Origin of the sequence: Paraburkholderia domus, from assembly GCF_905220705.1 — a bacterium.
Lineage (GTDB): Bacteria > Pseudomonadota > Gammaproteobacteria > Burkholderiales > Burkholderiaceae > Paraburkholderia > Paraburkholderia domus.
Genome location: NZ_CAJNAT010000010.1, coordinates 73,809 through 96,556 on the forward strand (window position 1 = coordinate 73,809; position 22,748 = coordinate 96,556).

The window sequence follows — 22,748 nt, forward strand, 5'->3', positions numbered from 1 at the left end:
CCCATGTTCCGTACCGCTTTTCGCTTCCTCGCCCGAATCTCGATAATCCCGTTTGGCCGTCCTGTCAGCCCAGTTAGCCGCCTCTCACGTTTCTTCCTGGCCGCCGGCCACCCGGCCGGCACCGCTTCGCGCTTACAGCGGGCACGCGCGGCACTTGGCACGATCGCTTGTGCGCTGGCGTTGGGCAGTGCCTTGGCAGCGTGTTCGCCGACCTTCGATTGGCGCACCATCATGAATAACGACAACGGCTACACCGTCGACCTGCCGGCCAAGCCGGGCAACGATCAGCGCGCAGTCCAGATCGACGGCAAGCCGATGCAGATGGCGATGCAGACAGCCGAAGCCGGCGACGCCGTGTTCGCGGTCGGCACGGTGATGCTGCCGAACGACGACGCAGCGACGCAGCGCGCCGCCCTCGAATTCCTGCGCACCGGTCTCGCCCGCAATGTTGGCGCCGCGCCGGACGCGCATGCGGTGCAAATTCCGCTCGCCGCCGGTGGTCAGGTGCTGGGTCTGGAAATGAAGCTGACGGGTGAGGCCGGTTCGCAACACGAAACGCGGACTGTCTATGCGCGGCTGGTTGCTCACGGCCGGCATGTGTATCAGGCGGCCATCATCGCTTCCAAGCCCCTGCAGCAGGAGCAGGTCGATCAGTTTTTCTCGTCGTTTCAACTGTATTGAGAGCCGTGGTTTTGTGCGATCCGGCGCGCGATGGATTGCTGGGTACAGTGAAAGTTCCTTCGCAGCATCGCGCGCTAATTCCCGGTTTACGTTGAAGTTTTTCCGTTACCCACAGGTGCTGTGGATAACTCTGTTGAGAACTTCGCTTTTTTTGCCGTAGATGCCCATCCCGTGCGCATTCTGTCAGGTGGAGTCCGCTCAGGACAGTCGAAAAAATCCAATTGAATCAATGTCTTTTGGATGCATGCTTCCGTGTGCCTTTCAGATGTTTCAAAATCTGTCTGGAACGCGCACGTGTGCATAAGTCAAGTCTTGACAGCGGATTTTTCGCCTTATACCGACCCCAAAGCCCGCCGATATTGAATGGCTTCGCCGATCTGCGCGGCGCTCGGCATGGCGGAGCCGGCCAGATCGGCGATGGTCCGCGCCACCTTCAGGACCCTGTAGTAAGCACGCGCTGACCAGCCGAAGCGCTCACTGGCCTGGCGCAGCAAAGCTTCACCCGCCGAGTCGAGGTGGCAGACCTCGTCCACTTCCCGTCCGCCCAGCTCCCGATTGGTTTTGCCTTGCCTCGCCAGTTGCCGCTCGCGGGCGGCATTCACCCGAAGCGCGATCGAGGCGCTGGATTCACCTGCGCTGGTGGAACGTGCCGACAACTCCGCTGGCGTGAGCGCAGGAATCTCGATCTGGATGTCGATCCGGTCGAGCAGTGGCCCGGACAGTTTGCGGAGGTAGCGCGCCGCGATTTCCGGCGTGCAGCGGCAGCGGCCGTTGGGGTCGCCTCGCCAACCACATGGACAAGGGTTCATTGCGGCGATCAACTGACAGGCTGCCGGAAAATCCGCTTGCAAGGCGGCACGCGAGATGGTGATGCGACCGGCCTCGAGCGGTTCGCGCAGGGTTTCCAGCACATGGCGGTCGAATTCCGGCAGTTCATCCAGAAACAGCACACCAAGATGCGCCAGGGTGATCTCGCCGGGTTGCGGCGGATTGCGCCCGCCGACCAGCGCCGGTGCGCTCGACGAATGATGCGGCGCCCGAAACGGCCGTTGCCGCCATTGCGAAGGTGAGAAGCCAGCGCGGCTGGCGGACAGCAAGGCTGCCGAGCTGAGTGCTTCGTCGTCGGTCATGGGTGGGAGCAGGCTCGGCAGGCGAGCCGCGAGCATCGATTTGCCCGCGCCAGGCGGCCCGACCAGCAAGACGTGATGGCCGCCGGCCGCGGCGACCTCCAGGGCTCGGCGCGCGCCGCGCTGGCCGATCACGTCGGTCATGTCAGGAACGGCGGCGGGTGCGGTTTCGCTGAGGTCGGGTGCCGCAACAGGGTAGAGCCGGGCGTCGGGCGCTCCGGCCAGATGTGCGCACAGCGATGGCAGATCGGTCGCACCGTAGACCTCGACACCGGGCACGAGCGCCGCTTCGGCCGCGCTTGCGGCGGGCAGATAGAGCTGCGGAGTGGTTTGAGCGAACGTCTCGGGCGTCGCCGGTTCGGCTGAAGTGATATGAGTAGACGACGAAGCAGACACGCCGCCCGGTGCGCCATGAGAAGCGCCGCTGCGAGCTGTCCCGCACGCCATCGCGAAAGCCCCTCGCATCGGCCGCAGCGCGCCGGTCAGTGACAGTTCACCGGCGAATTCACGGTGTAGAAGGGATTCGGCCGGAATTTGCCCGCTCGCCGCCAGAATGCCTAAAGCGATCGGCAGATCGAAACGGCCGGACTCCTTGGGCAAATCGGCTGGCGCGAGATTGACGGTAATGCGCCGCACGGGGAAATCGAAGCTGCAGTTCTGCAGCGCCGCGCGCACGCGCTCGCGGCTTTCGCGCACTTCCAGATCGGGAAGGCCAACGATCGAAAAAGAGGGTAAACCGTTCGCGAGGTGAACCTCGACGGTTACTTCGGGCGCGCGGCCAGAGGCCGGCGCGCGACTGCGCACCACGGCAAGCGACATGTTTTCTCCCGTCGGACGGCGCGCCGAAGCGCGCACGAGTCCCCTAAAACGCTGATGACGTCACGGCTTGCTTGCCAGTGATGCGCAGCACTGCGCAGCTAACGCGCTGCGCGCAAAGTCTTAGGACGTTTGGGTCGTGACCGGCAGCTTCTGCTCCAGTTCGGCAACGCGGCGCTCCAGTTCTTCGAGGCGCGCACGGGTGCGCACCAGTACCTGGGTCTGCGTATCGAATTCTTCACGCGTGACCAGGTCGAGCTTGGAAAAGCCCTGCGACAGCATGGCTTTCACATTGCGTTCGACATCTTTGGCCGGCGAGTTCTTGAACAGATCGCTCATGCGGGCCTGGAAATCGTTAAAGACATCGTTCGGTTGTTTCATGGTGTTCCCTTTGGTGCACAAAAAATGTGCATGTTTCGTTGCGTCTGTGCTTTGTCACGTTGAATGGGCCGTCTTGGTGCATGACCGGTTGACTGCCGCTGCCGCATGAGCCCGTTTGGTGCGCGCTCAAACGTTAAAAGCCTTCGAACACTCTAGCAACGATCCATGCGCCGCGCCAGCATGCCCCGCCAACGTTGGCTATCCGGCCAGGGCCGCTTGCGCCCCTTTTGCAGCGTGCCCGGAGGCGAAGTCTGACACAACATGGCACGCGAGTTGCTGTTACTGCCCGGCGCGCACTGCCGGCACCTTTTTATCGGGAGTGGGACGAGACCACGCGGGCGGGTTACGGGTACGCAAACAGGTTACGCAACGGGTTACGCAACTAAGAGAGGGATGTCATGAAACTCATTACCGCAATCATCAAGCCGTTCAAGCTCGATGAGGCGCGCGAAGCCTTGTCGGCCATCGGCGTCTCAGGCATCACGGTGACAGAAGTCAAAGGCTTCGGTCGTCAGAAGGGCCATACGGAACTGTATCGGGGCGCTGAATACGTCGTCGATTTCCTGCCGAAGGTGAAGATCGAGGCCGCGGTCTCGGACGACATCGTCGATCAGGCGATCGAGGCGCTCGAACGCGCGGCACGCACCGGCAAGATCGGCGACGGCAAGATTTTCGTCACCCCGATCGAACAAGTGATTCGGATTCGCACCGGGGAGACCGGCGCGGACGCTCTGTAATACCAAAAGATAGCGACACAGATAGCGACAAGAGGAAACGAAGATGCGCAAATTATTGATGTCCTTGCTGATGGCCGGTTCGCTGCTCGCGGGCGGTATCGGCGCCGCCCTCGCGGACGACGCTTCCGCCCCCGCAGCCGCCTCGGCCGCTGCTTCCGATACGACGGCGAGTGCGCCGGCGCCTGACGCTTCGGCCGCCCCTGCTGCCGCTGCGGCTTCGGCACCGGCCGCAGACGCGTCCGCCGCACCGGCTGCCAGCGCCGCAGCCGCACCTGATGCATCGGCCGCATCCGCTGCCGCCGCACCGGCAGCCCCGACCGCGCCGTTCTCGGTCGATTCGTCGAAGATCAATTCGGGCGACACTGCCTGGATGCTGACCTCCACCGCGCTCGTGCTGTTCATGACGATTCCGGGTCTGGCGCTGTTCTACGGCGGCATGGTCCGCAAGAAGAGCGTGCTCGCGATCCTGATGCAAAGCTTCGCGATCACCTGCCTCGTATCGATCATCTGGGTCGTGATCGGCTACAGCCTCGCCTTCACGCCGGGCGGTTCGTTCATCGGTGGTTTGTCGCGCTTCTTCATGCAAGGCATGAACTACATCCACGGCGACAAGGCCACGACGCTGACCGTCAGCCACCTCGCACCGACGATCCCGGAAACGGTCTACGTCGTCTATCAGATGACGTTTGCGATCATTACCCCGGCACTGATCACGGGCGCGTTTGCCGATCGTATGAAGTTCTCGGCGATGCTGGTGTTCATGACGCTGTGGTCGATCATCGTCTACTCGCCGATCGCGCACATGGTCTGGGAACCGACCGGCTGGCTGGCTAGCGCGGGCATCCTCGACTTCGCGGGCGGTACGGTGGTGCACATCAACGCCGGTATCGCGGCGCTGGTCTGCGCACTGGTACTCGGCAAGCGTGTCGGCTACGGCAAGGAAGCGATGGCCCCGCACAACCTGACGCTCACGCTTATCGGTGGCGCTATGCTGTGGGTAGGCTGGTTCGGCTTCAACGCGGGTTCGGCAGTGGCCGCAGACGGCCGTGCTGGTTTCGCCATGTTCGCAACGCAAGTGGCAACCGCAGCAGCAGCACTCGCATGGATGTTCGCCGAATGGGCAACCAAGGGTAAGCCGTCGGTACTCGGTATCGTGTCGGGCGCCGTGGCAGGTCTGGTGGCGATTACGCCGGCTTCGGGCTTCGTCGGTATGACGGGGTCGCTCGTGATCGGCATCGCCGCAGGCGTGATCTGCTACTGGTCGGCAACGTGGCTCAAGCACAAGCTCGGTTACGACGACTCGCTCGACGCGTTCGGCGTGCACTGCATCGGCGGTATCGTGGGTGCGCTCCTGACCGGCGTGTTCGCGGTCAAGGACATCGGCGGCGCGGACGGCAGCGTCATCCTGCAAGCCAAGGGCGTGCTGACGACGCTGATCTACAGCGGCGTGGTGAGCTACATCCTGCTGAAGGTCATCGACATGGTGATGGGCATCCGCGTGACGGAAGAAGAGGAACGCGAAGGCCTGGACGTGAGCCTGCACGGCGAACACGTCGAATAAGGATATTGTTGGTACTCGCCGTCGAGCTCCAGGGCTTGACGGATCAGATTCAAGCGCAGCGATTTTTGGCCCGCCTTTATGGCGGGCTTTTTTCTTGTCGCTTATCTTGCTGACGGTAGTTTTCCGCGCCTATCATGACGATAGCGAGAATGCATCCGCATCGGCTTGCGAATGGAGAAAGCGTCCCCAAATGGACAAAGCATTTGCTCTACAATCTTTTTTCTCCAGTCTGCGAGTGATCAATGGTTCCGCACCTAGTTACGGCGTTAAACGGCCCGCTGCTCGACCTCGAGCGGAAGATCCTCGACGCTACGCCCGCCATCGAACGCTGGTTCCGGCTCGAATGGCAGGAGCACACGCCGCCGTTCTACTGTTCAGTCGATCTGCGTAACGCGGGTTTCAAGCTCGCGCCGGTCGACACCAATCTGTTCCCCGGCGCATTCAACAATTTGCCGCAGGAAGTGCTGCCGCTCGCCGTGCAGGCCGCGATGGCGTCGATCGAAAAGATCTGCCCGGACGCGAAGAATCTGCTGGTGATCCCGGAGCGCCATACGCGCAACGCGTTTTATCTCGAGAATGTCGCACGTCTGGCCGCCATCATGCGTCAGGCCGGCTTGAACGTGCGTTTCGGCACGCTCGACGAAAGCATCGTCGGGCCGGTCACGATCGCACTGTCCGATGGTCAGAAGCTTGTGCTCGAACCGCTCGAACGTTCGCAGCGGCGCCTCGGCCTGAAGAATTTCGACCCGTGCTCGATTCTGCTGAACAATGATCTGTCAGGCGGCATTCCGCCCGTACTGGAAAATCTGCACGAGCAGTACCTGCTACCGCCGCTGCACGCAGGCTGGGCCGTTCGCCGCAAATCGACGCACTTCTCCTGTTATGACGACGTCGCGAAGAAGTTCGCAAAGATGGTCGAAATCGATCCGTGGATGATCAATCCGTACTTCGCGCATGTCGAAGGGGTTGATTTCCAGGAGCGCACGGGTGAAGAAGCGCTTACAGATGCGATCGACGGCGTGCTCAAGAAAATCGCCAAGAAGTACCGGGAGTACGGTATCTCCGAGAAACCGTATGTTGTCATCAAGTCGGATGCCGGCACGTATGGCATGGGGGTCATGACCGTGCACGACGCGTCGGAAGTAGCCGCGCTCACCAAGCGCGAACGCGCCAAGATGGCCGCCACCAAAGACGGCCTCGAAGTGCATGACGTGATCGTGCAGGAAGGCGTGTACACCTTCGAGCGGATCGGTGAAGAAGTCGCCGAGCCGGTCGTGTACATGATCGACCGTTACGTGGTGGGCGGCTTTTACCGCGTGCACGGCAGCCGCGAGCGCGATCAGAATCTGAACGCGCCCGGCATGCACTTCGTGCCGCTCGGTTTCGAGCATACGGCCCTGCCGGATGCGCACGCCAAGCCAGGCGCGGCGGTGCCGAACCGCTTCTATATGTACGGCGTGGTGGCGCGGCTCGGGTTGCTGGCCGCATCGGTCGAACTGGAAAAGACCGATCCGGAAGCCATTCAGGTTTAAGCCTCGCGAGGTGGTCGATGGCGGCATGCGTGCCGCCATCGTCATTTTCAGCGACTAATATTGACGATCAATGCCAAGCCCTAAGGGCGCACCGGAATCCTCATGGACATTCTTTTCATTGCCGATCCGCTCACGCAGTTCAAGATCTACAAAGACTCGACCTACTCGATGATGGCCGAAGCCGCGCGCCGCGGTCACACGCTCTACACGTGCGAACCGAAGCATCTGGCGTGGACGGGCGGCGACGTCGAGGCGAACGTGCAGCGCTTTGCGATCGTCGGCGACGTGACGGACCTGCATCGCGACACCTGGTACGCCGCTGACGCGGCCGCGCCAAAATCGCTGAAGAGCTTCAGCGCGGTGGTGATGCGCAAAGACCCGCCGTTCGACATGGAATACGTGACGTCCACATGGCTGCTGGAATTGGCCGAACGCGGCGGCGCGCGCATCTTCAACAAGCCGCAGGCAATTCGGGATCACTCGGAAAAGCTGGCGATCGGTGAGTTCGCACAGTTCGTCGCGCCGACTTTGGTGACGCGCGATGCAACCCGTTTGCGTGCCTTCCATGAAGAACACGGCGACGTAATCCTGAAGCCGCTCGACGGCATGGGCGGCATGGGCGTATTCCGCGTGAAGGCCGACGGCATGAATCTCGGCTCGATCATCGAGATGCTGAGTCACGACGGCGCACGCTCGGTGATGGCGCAAAAGTTCATCCCCGAGATCACGGAAGGCGACAAACGCATCCTGCTGATCGGCGGCGAAGCGGTGCCGTTTTCGCTCGCGCGGATTCCTCAGGGCAATGAAGTGCGCGGCAACCTCGCGGCGGGTGGGCTGGGCGTGGCGCGTCCGCTCACCGAGCACGACCGCAAGATCGCCGAGACGCTCGCGCCAGTGCTCGCCGCGCGCGGTCTGCTGCTGGTTGGGCTGGACGCGATCGGCGACTGGCTCACCGAGGTGAACGTCACGAGCCCGACGTGTTTCCGCGAGATCATGGATCAGACCGGTTTCGACGTCGCCGCGATGTTCATCGACGCCTTGGAGCGCGCGGCAGCTTGAGGCGCAGCCCTTGAATGGCCGCCATGCCCCCCAAACTGTGTAGTAAATCCGCATCAAGCGAAACACCGGCTTTGGCGCGAAAATGGGCCTGATACAATGCCCGCTCTCCCGCGCCAAGCCGAATCGATGGCATCTGCCGGACGCTGCAGGCATGGATTGCGGACTGTAGACGGGCTGTTTTCCGCCTGCGCCGTAGCGGTAGCAGGCGCCGCGGGCCGCTCGTCAGATGATGCGTTCCGGCCCTCGCGACCCACGGCCGGTCGAGGGCGCTTACGAATCGGGCTTCGTCCCGGTCCACGGTTCGGGGCCGTTCTTTTGCAGTAAGGCTGACATGGCAGGCATTCTGATCATTGCGCACGCTCCGTTCGCCACCGCGTTGCGCGATTGTATTTCGCACATCTACGGTGGCTTGCCGGCTCGCATCGGTGTGATTGACGTATCGCCGGATTGCGATCCTGAGCAACAGGTTGCGTTTGCGCACTCGGAAATCGAGCGGCTCAAGGAAGAAAACGGCGCACTCGTGCTCACCGACATGTTCGGCGCCACGCCGGCGAATATCGCCGGGCGGCTCGCTTCGGTGCCGAATGTCCGTGTGCTGTGCGGCGTCAATCTGCCGATGCTGGTGCGCGCGGTCTGTTATCGCGCTACGCCGCTCGACACGCTGGTCGACAAAGCGCTCGCCGGGGCCACCAAGGGCGTGCACGCAATCGGGCCTGCCACGCCGGCGCCGGTTGCGCCGCCTGCGGAGTCCGGCGATTGCTTGCCGGCTTTGCCGCCCGCTGCTGCTGCCCCGGACTGCTTGCCTGCCTTGCCGCCCGAGGCTGACCTGACTCAGAAAGCTGGCTCGACCGGGTTGTAAGCGGATCGCACGGCTTTATACGATTGCGATCGGGTTATAGCCCGGTCGCAACTGGTTTGCAGTTTCACCTTTCACCACAACACTTACCCGCGCTTCGGACCATCACATGCTGCAACAGGAAACGACTATTGTGAACAAGCTGGGGCTGCACGCGCGCGCGTCAGCCAAGTTGACGCAACTCGCGGGCAACTACCAGGCGGAAATCTGGATGAGCCGCAATGGCCGCCGTATCAATGCCAAGAGCATCATGGGTGTGATGATGCTGGCCGCGGGTATAGGCAGCACGGTGCTGATCGAAACGGAAGGCACCGACGAAAAAGAAGCCATGGACGCATTGCTGAAACTGATTGCCGATAAATTTGGCGAAGGTCAGTAAATTCCTGCGTTGCCCTTGCTTGAAGCAAAATGCCGCGGCTGTCCGCGGCATTTTTTTTAGCGCGCGACAATTAGCGCTTGAGGGGCGTCGGGGCGTATGAGCCGGCAGTGCCGGCGGCGTGTGGAGGGTTCACGTTGCCGGAACGCAAGGTGATTGAAGGGGCATTTTCGTGGCCGGTTACGGTTTTCGTGCTGCGCTGCACACAGCCCCGGCGTACCTGCAAAGGGCGCGGAATTTATAATGGCGAAGAGAGTCTGAGAGCATTGCAGCGGTTTGCCGCGGCATTACACAACTAGAGGAGGTGCGCGTGTCCTTCACGCTGCATGGAATTCCCGTGTCACGCGGTATCGCCATCGGGCGGGCATATCTGATCGCCCCGGCTGCACTTGACGTAGACCACTATCTAATCGAACCCGCCCAGATCGAGGGCGAGATCGAGCGCTTTCGTGTGGCCCAGCAACATGTGCACTATGAGCTCGACGCGTTGCGCGCCGATCTCGCCGCGGATGCGCCGAGCGAAATGGGCGCGTTCATCAACGTTCATTCAATGATCCTGAACGACGCAATGCTCGTGCAGGAAACCATCGACCTGATCCGCACGCGCCGCTACAACGTCGAGTGGGCGCTGACCGAACAACTCGAGCGCCTGTCGCGCCATTTCGACGATATCGAAGACGAATACCTGCGCGAGCGCAAAGCCGACATCGAACAGGTGGTGGAGCGCGTGCTGAAGGCGCTCGCCGGCGCTTCGGTGGCGCTGGTGGACGGTGTGCACGGTGCCTGCGACGAGATGATCGTAGTCGCGCACGACATCGCGCCGGCCGACATGATGCAATTCAAAACGCAAACGTTTCAGGGTTTCGTCACCGATCTCGGTGGACGTACTTCGCATACGGCGATTGTTGCGCGCAGCCTCGGCATTCCGGCCGCGGTCGGTGTGCAGCATGCGAGCCAGCTAATCCGTCAGGACGATCTGATCATTGTCGACGGCGATCACGGCATTGTGATCGTCGATCCCGCACCGATCGTGCTGGAGGAGTATTCATACCGCCAAAGCGAAAAAGCGTTGGAGCAGCGCAAGCTGCAGCGGCTGAAGTTTTCGCCGACGCAAACGCTCTGCGGCACGCGTATCGAACTCTGCGCGAACATCGAACTGCCGGAAGACGCGCGCGCCGCGGTCGATTCGGGCGCGACTGGCGTGGGCCTGTTCCGCACTGAGTTCCTGTTCATGAATCACAAGCACCAGTTGCCGGAAGAGGAGGAGCAGTTTGCTGCCTATCGTCGCGCGGTCGAGTTGATGAACGGATTGCCGGTGACGATCCGTACGATCGACGTCGGCGCCGACAAGCCGCTCGATTCGATGGCCGGGGGCGATGGCTACGAAACCGCGCCGAACCCCGCCTTGGGGCTCAGGGCGATTCGCTGGAGCCTCTCGGAGCCGCAAATGTTCCTGACGCAACTGCGCGCTATTCTTCGCGCGTCGGCGTTCGGCAAGGTGAAGATTCTGATTCCGATGCTTGCCCACGCGCAGGAGATCGATCAGACGCTCGATCTGATTCGCGAAGCCAAGCGTCAACTGGATGATGCCGGCATCACCTACGATCCGAACGTGCAGGTCGGCGCGATGATCGAAATTCCGGCCGCGGCGATTGCGTTGCCGCTATTTCTCAAGCGGCTCGATTTCCTGTCGATCGGTACTAACGATCTGATCCAGTACACGCTGGCGATCGATCGTGCGGATAACTCGGTTGCGCATCTGTACGACCCGTTGCATCCGGCGGTGTTGCATCTGATCGCCTTCACGCTGCGCGAGGCGAAGCGGGCCGGTGTGCCAGTGTCGGTGTGCGGCGAGATGGCGGGCGATCCCGCGTTGACGCGTCTGTTGCTCGGCATGGGCCTCACCGAGTTTTCGATGCATCCGAGCCAGTTGCTGGTGGTCAAGCAGGAAGTCCTGCGTTCGCATCTGAAGACACTCGAGAAGCCGGTGGCCGACGTGCTGGCTTCCTTCGAACCGGAAGAGGTACAGGCGGCGCTCAAGCGCGTCGTGCTGGCTTGAGACTGAAAACCCGGATTGGTGGGTTCAAATGAAAACGCCGCACACTATGTGCGGCGTTTTTTTCACCGTCTTGCCTCGGCTCAGACCTGATGCCGTTGCCCGCATACCGGGCAATCCGGCTGGCGCGCAATGCGCATCGTGTTCCATTCCATTCGCAACGAATCGAGCATTGTGAGGCGGCCCACCAGCGGCGTGCCGATTTCGCCGATTACTTTCAATGCTTCCGCCGCTTGCATCGAACCGATGATGCCAACGGTGGGCGCGAACACGCCCATGGTCGAGCATGCGACTTCCTCGAACGGCTGGTCTTCCGGAAACAGGCAGGCGTAGCAGGGCGACGCTTCATCGCGGAAATCGAAGGTGCTGATCTGGCCGTCGAAGCGCAGTGCCGCGCCTGACACCAGCGGCACACCGTGTTTCACGCACGCCCGATTGATCGCGTGGCGCGTGGCGAAGTTATCGCTGCAGTCGAGCACGACTGTGGCGTGCGGCACCTCGCGATCGAGCCACGCATCGTCGACGCGTTCGGCGACCGCGTTCACCACGACCTCAGGATTGATCTGGGCGATCGCGTCGCGTCCGGACTCCACTTTCTTGCGCCCGACCGATGCGGTCACATGCAGAATCTGCCGCTGCAGATTGGTCAGGTCGACCGTATCGGCGTCGACCAGCGTCAAGCGGCCGACGCCTGCCGCCGCCAGATACATCGCCGCAGGCGAGCCCAGGCCGCCCGCGCCGACGATGATCGCGTGCGCGTCGATAAAGCGCTGTTGCGCCTCGATGCCGATTTCGTCGACGAGGATGTGGCGGGAATAGCGGAGCAGTTGATCGTCGTTCATGGCGGGCGCGTGAAAGATATCGCGCAATGAGATGTAGGACCCGGACAGCCTACAACTGCGCGTTTTCGTCGTGCTTATTTTAATCGCGCGGAGGGCGGGTATTCGTGCGGGGTATTGCCGCGTGTCTTCGCAGCCCGAAGCTGCTGCGAAGACACGTAGGGTTTTGCTGCTTAGTTGCTTTGAGCAGGCGCCGAGGCCGGGACCGATGCGCCCGGCACCGGTTGCGTCGGCTTCACGGCGACCGGCGCGGACGCCGACGTTGCCGGCTTGTTCTGCGCCAGACGCCGCTCGGTCAGCGACTTCGATTCCATAACCGGCTTGCCTTCCAGCTTGTTCAGCGCCTGTTGCAGCATGAAGTCGTCGGTCGAACCGAACTCGACCGGCTTGCGCTCACGATCCTTCTGACGCTGTTCCGGCGTCTTCTTGTCGTTCTGCTCTTCAAGCTGGCGCAGTTGGTCCATGCGCTCCTGTTCGCGCTGATCCGCTTCCTTCTTCTCGTTCGGATCCTGCGTGTTCGCAAGGTGGTTCGAGTAGTCGACTTCGCGGGTAACCAGTGCGTCGTCCGGATCGCCTTCCGCATACTGATCGACCGCAATGTCAGGACGGATGCCCTTGTTCTGGATCGAACGGCCGCTCGGCGTGTAGTAGTACGCCGTGGTCAGACGCAGTGCCGTGTCCGCCGTCATTGGGCGGACGGTTTGCACCGAACCCTTGCCGAAGGTGGTCTTGCCGACGATCAGCGCACGATGCTGATCCTGCAGCGCGCCCGCAACGATTTCCGAAGCCGACGCCGAGTAGGCGTTGGTCAACACGATCATCGGCACCGTCTTGAAGATCGGTGCTTCGTCTTTCAGCGGATCGCTGTCGAACGATTGCAGGCGGTAGTTATCGTACGTGTCGCGATAGACCTGTTTCGAATCCGGAATCTGGCCATTGGTGGACACCACCACCGAATCCGCCGGCAGGAACGCACCGGCCACGCCGACCGCGCTTTGCAGCAGACCGCCGCCGTTATTGCGCAGATCGAGCACGAGACCCTTCAGGTTCGGCTGTTGACGCGCGATGTCTTGCAGTTTGGCGGCCAGATCAGGCGTGGTGCGTTCCTGGAAGCTGGTAATGCGGATATACGCGTAGCCCGGCGCCAGGATCTTCATCTTGACCGACTGGACCTTGATGATCGCGCGCGTCACCGTGAGCGGGAACGTGCGGTCGTCGGTCTTGCGGAAGATGGTCAGCGTGACCTTGGTGCCCGGATCGCCGCGCATCTGCTTGACGGCCTGATCGAGCGTCATGCCGCGCACGGGTTTGTCGTTGATGCGGGTGATCAGGTCGCCCGGACGGATGCCGGCGCGGAATGCAGGCGTGTCTTCAATCGGCGAGATCACCTTGATCAGGCCGTCTTCAGACGAAATTTCGATGCCGAGACCCGCGAAGCGACCCTTGGTCTGCTCCTGCAGTTCTTCGTAATCGGTCTTGTCGAGATACGACGAGTGCGGGTCGAGGCTCGACACCATGCCCTTGATCGCGGCGGTGAGGAGCTTCTTGTCGTCGACCGGTTCGACGTACTCATGCTTGATTTGCCCGAAGACTTCGGCAAAGAGCCGGAGTTGGTCCAGCGGCAACGGTGCAACGGCGCTCGAGGCGGCGCTGGCGGGTTGCTGGGCCGAGGCGGAGAGTTGCAGGGTGGCAAATACGCCGGTAGCAAGGCCCGCGGCAATCAGGCCGATATTTTTCAGGTTCTTTCGCATAGAGTCTGTTGCGGTCGGAAGCGCGTGGCAGCGTCGATAGAGATGGGGACGGACAAGTATAACTGCACACCCGCCCAGTCAGGGCGCAGCACAGGCAATCGTGATTCGACAGCGCGGGCCGGCCCTGGTTCGTGAGATCGGCGCGGCGGTGGTGAAGTAATGTGCGGTAACAGTCGGATGGCGGCCGCCAAGGCGCGCGCGGGAGATGCGGGCCACGCCGGCCCGTGCGTCTTGCCGGTCGGCGCGGCCCGTTTGCCGCAACCCTGCTGCATTGTTCACGCAGGGCTGCGGCTCGAGGGTGGGCTTAGCCCGCCTTGCCTTGCTTGGCAACAGCGGCTTGCGCCTTCGCGATCGCGTCCTGGTCGCCCAGATAGTAGCTTTTGATCGGCTTCAGGTTTTCGTCGAGCTCATAGACGAGCGGCACGCCGTTCGGGATATTCAGGCCGACGATGTCCGTGTCCGAAACGTTGTCGAGGTACTTCACCATGGCGCGGATCGAGTTGCCGTGCGCGGCGATCACGACCTTGCGGCCCGACTTGATGGCCGGCGCAATCGACTCGTTCCACAACGGCAGAACGCGCGCGACGGTATCCTTCAGGCACTCGGTGAGCGGCAATTGTTCGCGCGGCACCTTGGCATAGCGCGGATCGCTGTAGGGCGCGCGGTCGTCCGACGGATCGAGCGCTGGCGGCGGCGTGTCGTAGCTGCGGCGCCAGACCAGCACCTGTTCGTCGCCGAACTTCGCGGCGGTTTCCGCCTTGTTCAGGCCCGACAGCGCGCCGTAATGGCGTTCGTTCAGACGCCACGAATGCACCACCGGCAGATACATCAGATCCATCTGGTCCTGCACGTGCCACAAGGTGCGGATCGCGCGCTTGAGCACCGACGTGTAGGCGATATCGAAGGTGTAGCCCGATTCCTTCAGCAGCACGCCCGCTTGTTGCGCTTCATGATTGCCTTTTTCGGTCAGGTCGACGTCGACCCAGCCAGTGAAGCGGTTTTCCTTGTTCCACGTCGATTCGCCGTGGCGGATGAGAACGAGTTTGTACATGAGATTGCCGGTCGGTAGTAAGGAAGCGGTAAAGCGTTGCGAGGGTCCTCTAGAGGAGCGTCGCCATCGCGTCAGACGGTTATTTTATAATGGGTGGATTGCCCTTTTCGATTTCTCTCTTTTTCGGCGGATTTTCCGTGAAGTTTTTCACTGATTACACAAACCTTGTACTGATCGCAATCGTCCTCATCTCCGGTGGGTTGCTGCTGTGGCCGACGATCAGCCGGCGTGGCCGCGGGGGCCTGTCGGCCGCTGAGGCGACCCAACTGATCAACCGGCGCAATGCGGCGGTCATCGATCTGCGCCCGTCCGCCGACTTTGCCAAGGGCCATCTGCCCGCGGCACGGCACCTTGAATTTGCAGAGTTGCAGGCGAAAGTCGCGCAACTCGTGAAGAACAAGAGCAACCCGGTGCTGCTGGTATGCCAGACCGGCCAGCAGTCGAACAAGGCAGCGCGTATCGTGCAAGATGCCGGATACGCGGAAGTCCATGTTCTCGAAGGCGGTGTCGACGCCTGGCAGAAAGCCGGTATGCCGGTTGTGAAGCAAGGAGCAGCCAAGTGAACAAAGTGATCATGTATAGCACCCAGGTGTGCCCGTATTGCCAGATGGCCGAACGTCTTTTAAAGTCGCGCGGCGTCGAGCACGTTGAAAAGGTACTGATCGACAAGGATCCGGCACGTCGTGAAGAAATGATGACCCGGACCGGTCGCCGTACCGTGCCGCAGGTGTTCATCGGCGAGACGCATGTCGGCGGGTACGATGACCTCTCCGCGCTCGATCGCGCGGGCGGTTTGATGCCTCTGCTCGAAGCTGCCTGAATCCGCGCGCCGTCCGGCGCGTGAATGAGGCAGGTGAAATACAAGTCGGCGCATGCTGGCCCTTCAAGGACACCTTCGAGGGCAGGCGATGCGCCGCAACGATCTGGCGGCCCGTGGAGCCATGGGCCGCCGCCATGCATACCTATCAGGGAATCATTCAATCATGTCCGACGAGAATAACCAGCCGTTCTTCAACATCCAGCGCATCTATCTGAAGGACATGTCGCTCGAGCAGCCGAATTCGCCGGGCATCTTCCTCGAGCAGGAAATGCCGTCGGTCGAAGTCGAAGTCGACGTGAAGGCCGAGCGCCTCGCCGACACCGTGTTCGAAATCCTCGTGACAGGCACGGTCACGGCCAAGGTGTCGGACAAGGTTGCGTTCCTGATCGAAGCCAAGCAAGCCGGCATTTTCGACATCCGCAACATTCCGGCTGAGCAGATCGATCCGCTGGTCGGCATTGCATGCCCGACGATCCTGTTCCCGTACCTGCGCTCGAACATCGCCGACGCGATCACCCGCGCAGGCTTCCCGCCGATCCACCTCGCCGAGATCAACTTCCAGGCGCTGTACGAGCAACGTCTCGCGCAAATGGGCGGCCAGGAAGGCGCGGCGCAAAACGGCGTCACGCATTAACGCGTCCGTTCGGTGCCGGCTATGAAGGTCGCTGTCCTCGGCGCCGGTGCATGGGGCACAGCCCTCGCCGGCCATCTGGCCGCACGGCACGACACGGTGCTGTGGGCGCGTGAACCCGCGCTCATCGCCGATCTCTCCGCTTCGCACGAAAACGCCCGCTATCTGGCGGGCGTTGCTTTGCCGCCGTCCCTTCGCTATGAAGCCGATCTGAGCGCAGCGCTCGACCATGCGCTCGCCGACGATGCGTTATGCGTCGTGGCGACGCCCGTCGCCGGTCTGCGGGCGCTGTTCCGGGCGATGCACGACGCGGGCAAAGTGCCGGCGCATGTGGTGTGGTTGTGCAAAGGTTTCGAAGCCGACTCGCAGTTGCTGCCGCATCAGGTGGTCGCGGCTGAACTGCCGGGGCATGGCAGTAACGGCGTGCTGTCGGGCCCAAGCTTCGCGCGCGAAGTCGGGCAGGGTTTGCCGGTCGCGTTGACGATCGCGAGTACCTCATTGACGTGCCGCGAGCGCACGGTTGCCGCGTTTCATCATGGCGCCATGCGCATCTATACCGGCGACGATATCGTCGGCGTGGAAGTGGGCGGCGCGGTGAAGAACGTGCTGGCGATCGCCACGGGGATTTCCGATGGCCTCGGCCTCGGTCTCAATGCCCGTGCGGCGCTGATTACGCGTGGTCTCGCTGAAATGTCGCGCCTGGGCGTGACGCTCGGCGGACGGGCGGAGACGTTTACCGGTTTGACCGGCCTCGGCGATCTGATCCTGACCGCCACGGGCGATCTGTCGCGCAATCGTACGGTCGGCGTGCAGCTCGCTGCGGGCCGTACGCTCGACGATATTCTCGGCGGCCTCGGTCACGTGGCCGAAGGCGTGCGTTGTGCGCAAGCTGTACTGGCGATCGCCCGCGCTCATGCGATCGAGATGCCGATCACGCAGGCGGTTTGCGCCGTGCTATTCGACGGTGTGGCGCCCCGCGACGCCGTCAGTGCCTTGCTGCGGCGCGATTCGAAAGCAGAATAAGTCTCGTCTTTCAGCCGTTCGGCGCAAACGCGCTGAACGGCTGCCTGCCATCGCTGTCCACGTCTTATCGACGCTCCGGTCCAGCGAGGTTTTTCATGCTCAGTTTCAACCATTGCACCCTGGAAGCGCGCGCGGTCGACATCACGACACTTGCCGTGGACGCGATCGTTAACGCCGCGAATACTTCGTTATTGGGCGGGGGCGGTGTGGACGGCGCGATTCACCGCGCGGCCGGCAGGGAATTGGTGCATGAATGCGAGGCGCTCGGCGGCTGCGCGACTGGCGACGCAAAGATCACCGCCGGCTACCGCTTGCCGGCCAAACATGTGATTCACGCAGTCGGACCGGTGTGGCGGGGCGGTGCGCATGGCGAGGCCGATCTGCTCGCTTCCTGTTATCAGCGCTCGCTCGAGGTGGCGCATCAGGCGCATTGCACGAGCATTGCGTTTCCCGCGATTAGTTGCGGCATCTACCATTTTCCCGCTGACGAGGCGGTGCGGATTGCCGTCGGCACCGTACTCGAAACCTTGCCGCGTACGCCGAAGATCGAGCGCGTGGTGTTCGCGTGTTTCGACGACGCCATGCTCGCGCTTTACGAAGCCGAATTGGAACGCCGTCAGGCGCCGCCGTCGAAGCCAGTCTGACGCCACGCTTCGAACACGACCACGGCGACCGTATTCGAGAGGTTCAGGCTGCGGTTGCCCGGCCGCATCGGCAGACGCACGCGCTGCTCGTTGGCGAATTGATCGAGCACCGCGTCAGGCAGGCCGCGCGTTTCGGCGCCGAACACGAACCAGTCGCCGAATTGAAACGCATGCTCGTGAAACCGGCCCGAGCCACGGGTGGTGAAGGCGAACATGCGCGCTGGATCGGGGGCTTCCTTGGCGACGAATGCTGCCCAATCGGCGTGCACGTTCATCTGCGCGTACTCGTGGTAGTCGAGTCCGGCGCGGCGCAACTTGGCGTCGTCGAGTGGAAAGCCGAGCGGCTCGATCAGATGCAGTCGCGCGCCGGTATTGGCGCACAGGCGGATGACGTTGCCGGTGTTCGGCGGGATTTCCGGTTCGACGAGAACGACATTGAACATGATGAGACCAAGTAGAGACTAGTTTTTCGGCGTGCGCAGGGCGACGAAGTTGGTGACCCGTCGCGCACCGGCGGCTTTAAGCGTACGCGCCAGCGCTTCGAGCGTCGCACCGGTCGTCATTACATCGTCGACGATGCCGACATGCAGACCTTGCACCGGTTTGGCGACCTCGAATGCGCGGCCCACGTTCAACCGGCGCGCGTCCAGATCGAGCCGCGATTGCGGCGCGGTGTGGATCACCCGACGCAGCAAGGTGGCGTCGCTGCGCACGTTCAGCGCGCGGGCCATGGGCCTGGCAATTTGCCAGGCCTGGTTGTAGCCGCGCTCGATGAGACGTTGGCGGGCCAGCGGCACGGGCGCGAGCACATCGGGTTTTTCGGATGCGTCTACCCATGAATCCCCCGCGAGACGAGCAAGACGTTGCGCGAACTCGCGCGCCAGCATCAGCCGGGCGCGGAATTTGAGGCCGAGCGCCAGGGCGTCGAGCGGCTGGCGGTAATCGGCGAGCGCAAAAGTCGCCTCGAACGGCGGCGGCTCGCCGATGCAATCCGCACAGCGATATTGCGCCTGGCCCGCCCAGCGCTTTCGGGACAAGGGAACCGCGCACACCGTGCAGCGCAACCTGCCTTCGTTCCAATACGATTCATCGCAGCCGGCACACAACGTCTTATGCGACAAATTGCCGCAGAGCGCGCACAGGTTCGGCAGCGCAGCGTGCATCACATGCGGCCATGCCGAATACAGGCCGCGCGTGAAACGTGCAAAACGTGCGTTCGAGCCGCCGGGAGATGAAGAATTTTTTCGGAATGGCATGATTGGACCGCCCGCGAAGGCCTTTCACGCTGAATGGGAGGAAGCGAGCGAGTATACTTCGTGCTCTACGCCAGTACGACACCCATGCCCCCAACTTCGTCTCAATCTGGCCGTCCGGCCTATGATTCCCGGCGCCTCAGGCAGATTTTCGACCGCCGCGCAGCGACCTTCGACAACGTCGCGTTCCTGCCGCGCGAAATCGCGCAGCGCATGCGCGAGCGCCTCGACTACATCAAGGTCGCGCCGGCAAGCGTGCTCGACGCCGGTTGCGGCGCGGGCGAAGACATCCCCGCATTGCGTGAACGCTTTCCCGAGGCGCCGGTGTTCGGCACCGACTTGTCGCATGGGATGCTCGCGCGCGCGCTGCGTCACGATTCCGGCGACACGAGCTGGCGGCGTTTTCTGCCGGCAACGCTCGGCAAGGCGCTCGGCGCCCGTGGTCCGCGTTTCGCGCAGGCCGACTTCTCGGCACTCCCGTTCGCGGCCGGCGCCTTCGAATTCATCTGGTCGAATCTCGCCTTGCACTGGCACTCGCGCCCCGATCTCGTGTTTCCTGAGTGGCAACGGGTGCTGAAAGTAAACGGCCTGCTGATGTTCAGCACGCTCGGTCCCGATTCGCTGAAGGAATTGCGTGGTGCCTACGCGGAGGTGGAGGCCGCGCACGGCGTCGCTTCGCGCAAGCATGTGATCGATTTCGTCGATATGCATGATCTTGGCGACATGCTGGTCGAGAGCGGTTTCGAGATTCCAGTGATGGACCAGGAGACGCTCACTATTACGTATAAGTCGCCCGAGTCGCTGCTCACGGACGTGCGCCGCTGGGGCGCTTATCCGTTCGAACGCGAGGCCACCTCGAATGCCGTAGCGCGTAGGCTGCACAAGGCTTTGTTGGCGGCGCTCGAAGCCCGCCGGCGTGCCGACGGCACGATTGCGCTGACCTTCGAAGTGATCTACGGCCACGCCTGGAAAGCCGTGCCGCGCACCACGGCTGAAGGTCATGGGATCGTGCGGATCGAGGATATCGGACGAGGTTCGTCGAGGAGTCGGTGAGGAATCACCGAAGTGGTAAAGAGGACATCTGTTATGTCTGAAATTACCACTTCAAAAGACGCGCGAAAGCTGCGTCAAAACGGCGCGGAGGCTTGTCGCACCTGGCTTGTGAGCCGATTGAGGCTTGCTTGTGGATGCTATGGATCGCGCCTATAATGCGTCAGTTTGTCGCCCGGAGTTCCCACATTTGGGGCGGCGGGCCCGAGGCACAGGGCTGCAACATGAAGTGACGCGGCGGTGATTGAGTGGCCGTTCGGCGGTCGCGAGCAATGGCCGCAGGCGGCGTTGGTGACGGTCGGCAGGAGGCAGCGATGGAAGCATCAGATCTGCTGGCGGATTCAGAACCAGTTCTGAAAGACTGGACGATGAAGCGCAACTGTTCAATATCGCCGCAGCAGTTTGTATGTTTCTACGTGTCGCTTGCGTTGTTCTCGTTGGCAATTGCTTTCATGCTGGTTCTGGTCGGCACCTGGCTGGTGTTGCCGTTCACCGGTATCGAATTGCTGGCGGTGGGCATCGCGTTTGCCATATATGCGCGTCATGCTGTCGATTACGAGCGCGTCCGGCTGTTTCAGAACCGGCTCGTGATCGAGCAGGTCAGCGCCGAGCGGCTCACGCAGTTCGAATTCAATCCGCGCTGGGTGCGGATCGAACCGGGCGCAACGCCGCGTGACCAGATCAAGCTGGTCTCGCGCGGCCAGACGATCATGATCGGGCAACATCTCGCGCAGTATCGGCGCGCGCAGTTCGCAGGCGAATTGCGTATGTGGCTCACGCGTTGTTAGACGTGTTGAGACGCGCGGCGTTCACGGGGAGCGCGAGACAGCCTGCCAGCGGGGTCGAGGGTTTGAATGGAAATTTTGGGTAAGGAAGCTATGAAAACAATCAAGCGAGCCCTCATGGGCGTGCTGGCGATGAGCGGACTGCTTTTCGCCGGTGCCGCCCTGGCAGTGGGCGATGTTCCGGGCGGCCCTGCCGTCAACGAGATCAATCTCCAGCCGCCTGCGACGAAAATCGCTGAGGAGCTCTTCAGCCTCCACATGTTCATGTTGGTTCTTTGCCTGGTGATCTTCGTCGGCGTGTTCGGCGTGATGTTCTATTCGATCTTTGCCCATCGCAAATCGAAAGGTCACAAGGCTTCGAATTTCCACGAAAGCACCACCGTCGAAATCATCTGGACGATCGTGCCGTTCATCATCGTCGTGCTGATGGCGCTCCCCGCCACCAAGACTGTCGTCGCGATGAAGGACACCACGAACGCCGACGTCACCATCAAGGTTACCGGCTACCAGTGGAAGTGGGGCTACGACTACGTGAAGGGGCCGGGTGAGGGCATCAGCTTCCTGTCCACGCTGGCCACGCCGCGTGCGGAAACCGATGGCCGCGAGCCGATTTCCACCACGTATCTGCAGGAAGTCGACAACCCGCTCGTCGTCCCGGTCGACAAGAAAATCCGCATCATCACCACCGCGAACGACGTGGTCCACTCCTGGTACGTTCCGGCTTTCGGCGTGAAGCAGGATGCGATTCCGGGTTTCGTGCGCGACACGTGGTTCAAGGCTGACAAGACCGGCACGTTCCGCGGCTTCTGTACCGAACTGTGCGGCAAGGAACACGCGTTCATGCCGGTGGTGGTCGAAGTGCTGTCGGCAGACGACTACGCGAAGTGGGTCGACACGCAGAAGCAGAAAATGGCCGCTGGCCAGGACGATCCGAACAAGACCTACACGATGGCCGAGCTGATGGAGCGCGGCGGCAAGGTGTACGCATCGAACTGCGCGGTCTGCCACCAGCCGACCGGCAAGGGCGCAGGCGTATTCCCGGCGCTGGACGGCAGCAAGATCGCCAACGGCCCGATCGCCGAGCACGTGAGCCTGGTGCTGAAGGGCAAGAACGCGATGCCGTCGTGGGCGCCGACGCTGAACGACGTGGAAATCGCATCGGTCATCACGTACGAACGTAATTCGTGGGGCAACCACACCGGCGACATTCTCCAGCCGAAGCAAGTGCTGGATGCGCGCAACGGCAAGCTGCCGGAAGGCGGCAATCATCTGGCCGACGCAGGCGCAGCAGCGAGCGGCGCGGAAGCGGCTTCGGGCGCAGCGGCAGCGTCGGGTGCATCGGGTGCTGAAGCGGCTGCAGCCGGTTCGGACAGCGCGGCAGCATCGCAGGCAGCGGCATTGCCTGCAAACGTCTACTTCGAGACCGGCAAGAGCACACTGCCGGCCGACGCGAAAGCAGCGGTCGACGCGGCCGCGGCCTACGCGAAAGCGCACCCGGACGCAAAGTTCACGCTGTCGGGCTTCACCGACGCTACCGGTTCAGCCGAAGTCAACGCGAAGCTTGCGAAGACGCGTGCTGAAGCTGTGCGTGATGCGCTGAAAGCAGCCGGCATTGCCGAAGACCACATCATTTTGAAGAAGCCGGAAACGATCACGGGCGGCACCGACGCGAAAGAAGCCCGGCGTGTCCAGATCAGCCCGGCTGCCTGACGTGTTCAT

At 62.3% G+C, this 22,748-nt stretch carries 23 protein-coding genes; 16 read left to right on the plus strand and 7 right to left on the minus strand.

Annotation, left to right across the window (positions count from 1 at the left end):
* Nucleotides 1-3: 3 nt before the first annotated feature.
* Nucleotides 4-681 carry a hypothetical protein gene (locus KHO31_RS18970; protein WP_236060851.1) on the plus strand — a complete coding sequence of 226 codons (678 nt, stop codon included), beginning with the start codon at nucleotides 4-6 and terminating at the stop codon, nucleotides 679-681.
* A gap of 332 nt (nucleotides 682-1,013) precedes the next feature.
* Here KHO31_RS18970 and KHO31_RS18975 read toward each other — a convergent pair whose 3' ends face one another.
* The gene (locus tag KHO31_RS18975; RefSeq protein ID WP_201072231.1) at nucleotides 1,014-2,627 is read right to left on the minus strand and encodes a YifB family Mg chelatase-like AAA ATPase; all 1,614 of its coding nucleotides are present in this window, start codon (nucleotides 2,625-2,627) and stop codon (nucleotides 1,014-1,016) included.
* 120 nt (nucleotides 2,628-2,747) lie between these two features.
* Nucleotides 2,748-3,005, minus strand: coding sequence for an accessory factor UbiK family protein (locus KHO31_RS18980; protein ID WP_144144128.1), 258 nt, complete (start codon nucleotides 3,003-3,005; stop codon nucleotides 2,748-2,750).
* A gap of 398 nt (nucleotides 3,006-3,403) precedes the next feature.
* On the opposite strand from KHO31_RS18980, the gene KHO31_RS18985 reads away from it, so the two are divergent.
* From KHO31_RS18985 to ptsP, 7 genes are all read left to right on the plus strand, one after another.
* Nucleotides 3,404-3,742 carry a P-II family nitrogen regulator gene (locus KHO31_RS18985; RefSeq protein ID WP_006048089.1) on the plus strand — a complete coding sequence of 113 codons (339 nt, stop codon included), beginning with the start codon at nucleotides 3,404-3,406 and terminating at the stop codon, nucleotides 3,740-3,742.
* Between the two features lie 43 nt (nucleotides 3,743-3,785).
* On the plus strand, nucleotides 3,786-5,303 hold the full coding sequence (locus tag KHO31_RS18990) for an ammonium transporter (protein WP_201072233.1): 1,518 nt from the start codon (nucleotides 3,786-3,788) through the stop codon (nucleotides 5,301-5,303).
* 242 nt (nucleotides 5,304-5,545) lie between these two features.
* Nucleotides 5,546-6,835 carry a glutamate--cysteine ligase gene (gene gshA / locus KHO31_RS18995; RefSeq protein WP_211623923.1) on the plus strand — a complete coding sequence of 430 codons (1,290 nt, stop codon included), beginning with the start codon at nucleotides 5,546-5,548 and terminating at the stop codon, nucleotides 6,833-6,835.
* Between the two features lie 102 nt (nucleotides 6,836-6,937).
* Nucleotides 6,938-7,894 (plus strand): glutathione synthase, encoded by a 957-nt coding sequence (gene gshB, locus KHO31_RS19000; RefSeq protein WP_201072238.1) that lies wholly within the window; start codon nucleotides 6,938-6,940, stop codon nucleotides 7,892-7,894.
* A 331-nt stretch (nucleotides 7,895-8,225) separates the two neighbouring features.
* A complete protein-coding gene (locus KHO31_RS19005; RefSeq protein ID WP_211623925.1) occupies nucleotides 8,226-8,753 on the plus strand; it encodes a PTS sugar transporter subunit IIA in 528 nt (175 codons plus the stop codon).
* A 106-nt stretch (nucleotides 8,754-8,859) separates the two neighbouring features.
* Nucleotides 8,860-9,129, plus strand: a complete 270-nt coding sequence (locus KHO31_RS19010; protein WP_054035732.1) for an HPr family phosphocarrier protein — start codon at nucleotides 8,860-8,862, stop codon at nucleotides 9,127-9,129.
* 307 nt (nucleotides 9,130-9,436) lie between these two features.
* Nucleotides 9,437-11,185, plus strand: coding sequence for a phosphoenolpyruvate--protein phosphotransferase (gene ptsP, locus KHO31_RS19015; RefSeq protein WP_201072240.1), 1,749 nt, complete (start codon nucleotides 9,437-9,439; stop codon nucleotides 11,183-11,185).
* 80 nt (nucleotides 11,186-11,265) lie between these two features.
* Here ptsP and KHO31_RS19020 read toward each other — a convergent pair whose 3' ends face one another.
* The 3 genes from KHO31_RS19020 to gpmA all read right to left on the minus strand — a co-directional run bounded on the left by KHO31_RS19020 (nucleotide 11,266) and on the right by gpmA (nucleotide 14,823).
* Entirely contained in the window at nucleotides 11,266-12,024 is a 759-nt protein-coding gene (locus KHO31_RS19020; RefSeq protein ID WP_201072241.1) for a HesA/MoeB/ThiF family protein, read from the minus strand.
* Nucleotides 12,025-12,194: 170 nt separating this feature from the next.
* Nucleotides 12,195-13,772: a S41 family peptidase gene (locus tag KHO31_RS19025; RefSeq protein WP_201072242.1), complete on the minus strand. Its 1,578-nt coding sequence runs from the start codon at nucleotides 13,770-13,772 to the stop codon at nucleotides 12,195-12,197.
* 304 nt (nucleotides 13,773-14,076) lie between these two features.
* Nucleotides 14,077-14,823: a 2,3-diphosphoglycerate-dependent phosphoglycerate mutase gene (gene gpmA / locus KHO31_RS19030; RefSeq protein WP_201072243.1), complete on the minus strand. Its 747-nt coding sequence runs from the start codon at nucleotides 14,821-14,823 to the stop codon at nucleotides 14,077-14,079.
* A gap of 137 nt (nucleotides 14,824-14,960) precedes the next feature.
* On the opposite strand from gpmA, the gene KHO31_RS19035 reads away from it, so the two are divergent.
* The 5 genes from KHO31_RS19035 to KHO31_RS19055 all read left to right on the plus strand — a co-directional run bounded on the left by KHO31_RS19035 (nucleotide 14,961) and on the right by KHO31_RS19055 (nucleotide 17,941).
* Nucleotides 14,961-15,386 (plus strand): rhodanese-like domain-containing protein, encoded by a 426-nt coding sequence (locus KHO31_RS19035; protein WP_054035864.1) that lies wholly within the window; start codon nucleotides 14,961-14,963, stop codon nucleotides 15,384-15,386.
* Nucleotides 15,383-15,643, plus strand: coding sequence for a glutaredoxin 3 (gene grxC, locus KHO31_RS19040; protein ID WP_028199035.1), 261 nt, complete (start codon nucleotides 15,383-15,385; stop codon nucleotides 15,641-15,643). The genes KHO31_RS19035 and grxC overlap by 4 nt, the downstream gene beginning before the upstream one ends.
* A gap of 163 nt (nucleotides 15,644-15,806) precedes the next feature.
* Entirely contained in the window at nucleotides 15,807-16,277 is a 471-nt protein-coding gene (gene secB / locus KHO31_RS19045; protein ID WP_054035743.1) for a protein-export chaperone SecB, read from the plus strand.
* Nucleotides 16,278-16,298: 21 nt separating this feature from the next.
* Nucleotides 16,299-17,297, plus strand: coding sequence for an NAD(P)H-dependent glycerol-3-phosphate dehydrogenase (locus KHO31_RS19050; RefSeq protein ID WP_201072245.1), 999 nt, complete (start codon nucleotides 16,299-16,301; stop codon nucleotides 17,295-17,297).
* A 95-nt stretch (nucleotides 17,298-17,392) separates the two neighbouring features.
* Nucleotides 17,393-17,941 carry an O-acetyl-ADP-ribose deacetylase gene (locus KHO31_RS19055; protein ID WP_201072247.1) on the plus strand — a complete coding sequence of 183 codons (549 nt, stop codon included), beginning with the start codon at nucleotides 17,393-17,395 and terminating at the stop codon, nucleotides 17,939-17,941.
* Here KHO31_RS19055 and trmL read toward each other — a convergent pair.
* Both trmL and KHO31_RS19065 read right to left on the minus strand, forming a co-directional pair.
* Nucleotides 17,914-18,384 (minus strand): tRNA (uridine(34)/cytosine(34)/5-carboxymethylaminomethyluridine(34)-2'-O)-methyltransferase TrmL, encoded by a 471-nt coding sequence (gene trmL, locus KHO31_RS19060; protein WP_201107887.1) that lies wholly within the window; start codon nucleotides 18,382-18,384, stop codon nucleotides 17,914-17,916. The two genes, KHO31_RS19055 and trmL, sit on opposite strands and share 28 nt — an antisense overlap.
* Before the next feature lie 18 nt (nucleotides 18,385-18,402).
* Nucleotides 18,403-19,197 carry a ComF family protein gene (locus KHO31_RS19065; RefSeq protein WP_211623927.1) on the minus strand — a complete coding sequence of 265 codons (795 nt, stop codon included), beginning with the start codon at nucleotides 19,195-19,197 and terminating at the stop codon, nucleotides 18,403-18,405.
* Nucleotides 19,198-19,281: 84 nt separating this feature from the next.
* On the opposite strand from KHO31_RS19065, the gene KHO31_RS19070 reads away from it, so the two are divergent.
* The 3 genes from KHO31_RS19070 to coxB all read left to right on the plus strand — a co-directional run bounded on the left by KHO31_RS19070 (nucleotide 19,282) and on the right by coxB (nucleotide 22,739).
* Nucleotides 19,282-20,247, plus strand: a complete 966-nt coding sequence (locus KHO31_RS19070; RefSeq protein ID WP_201107885.1) for a methyltransferase domain-containing protein — start codon at nucleotides 19,282-19,284, stop codon at nucleotides 20,245-20,247.
* A 311-nt stretch (nucleotides 20,248-20,558) separates the two neighbouring features.
* The gene (locus tag KHO31_RS19075) at nucleotides 20,559-21,032 is read left to right on the plus strand and encodes a DUF2244 domain-containing protein (protein ID WP_201072255.1); all 474 of its coding nucleotides are present in this window, start codon (nucleotides 20,559-20,561) and stop codon (nucleotides 21,030-21,032) included.
* Between the two features lie 66 nt (nucleotides 21,033-21,098).
* Nucleotides 21,099-22,739, plus strand: coding sequence for a cytochrome c oxidase subunit II (gene coxB, locus KHO31_RS19080; RefSeq protein ID WP_201072257.1), 1,641 nt, complete (start codon nucleotides 21,099-21,101; stop codon nucleotides 22,737-22,739).
* Nucleotides 22,740-22,748 lie beyond the last annotated feature (9 nt).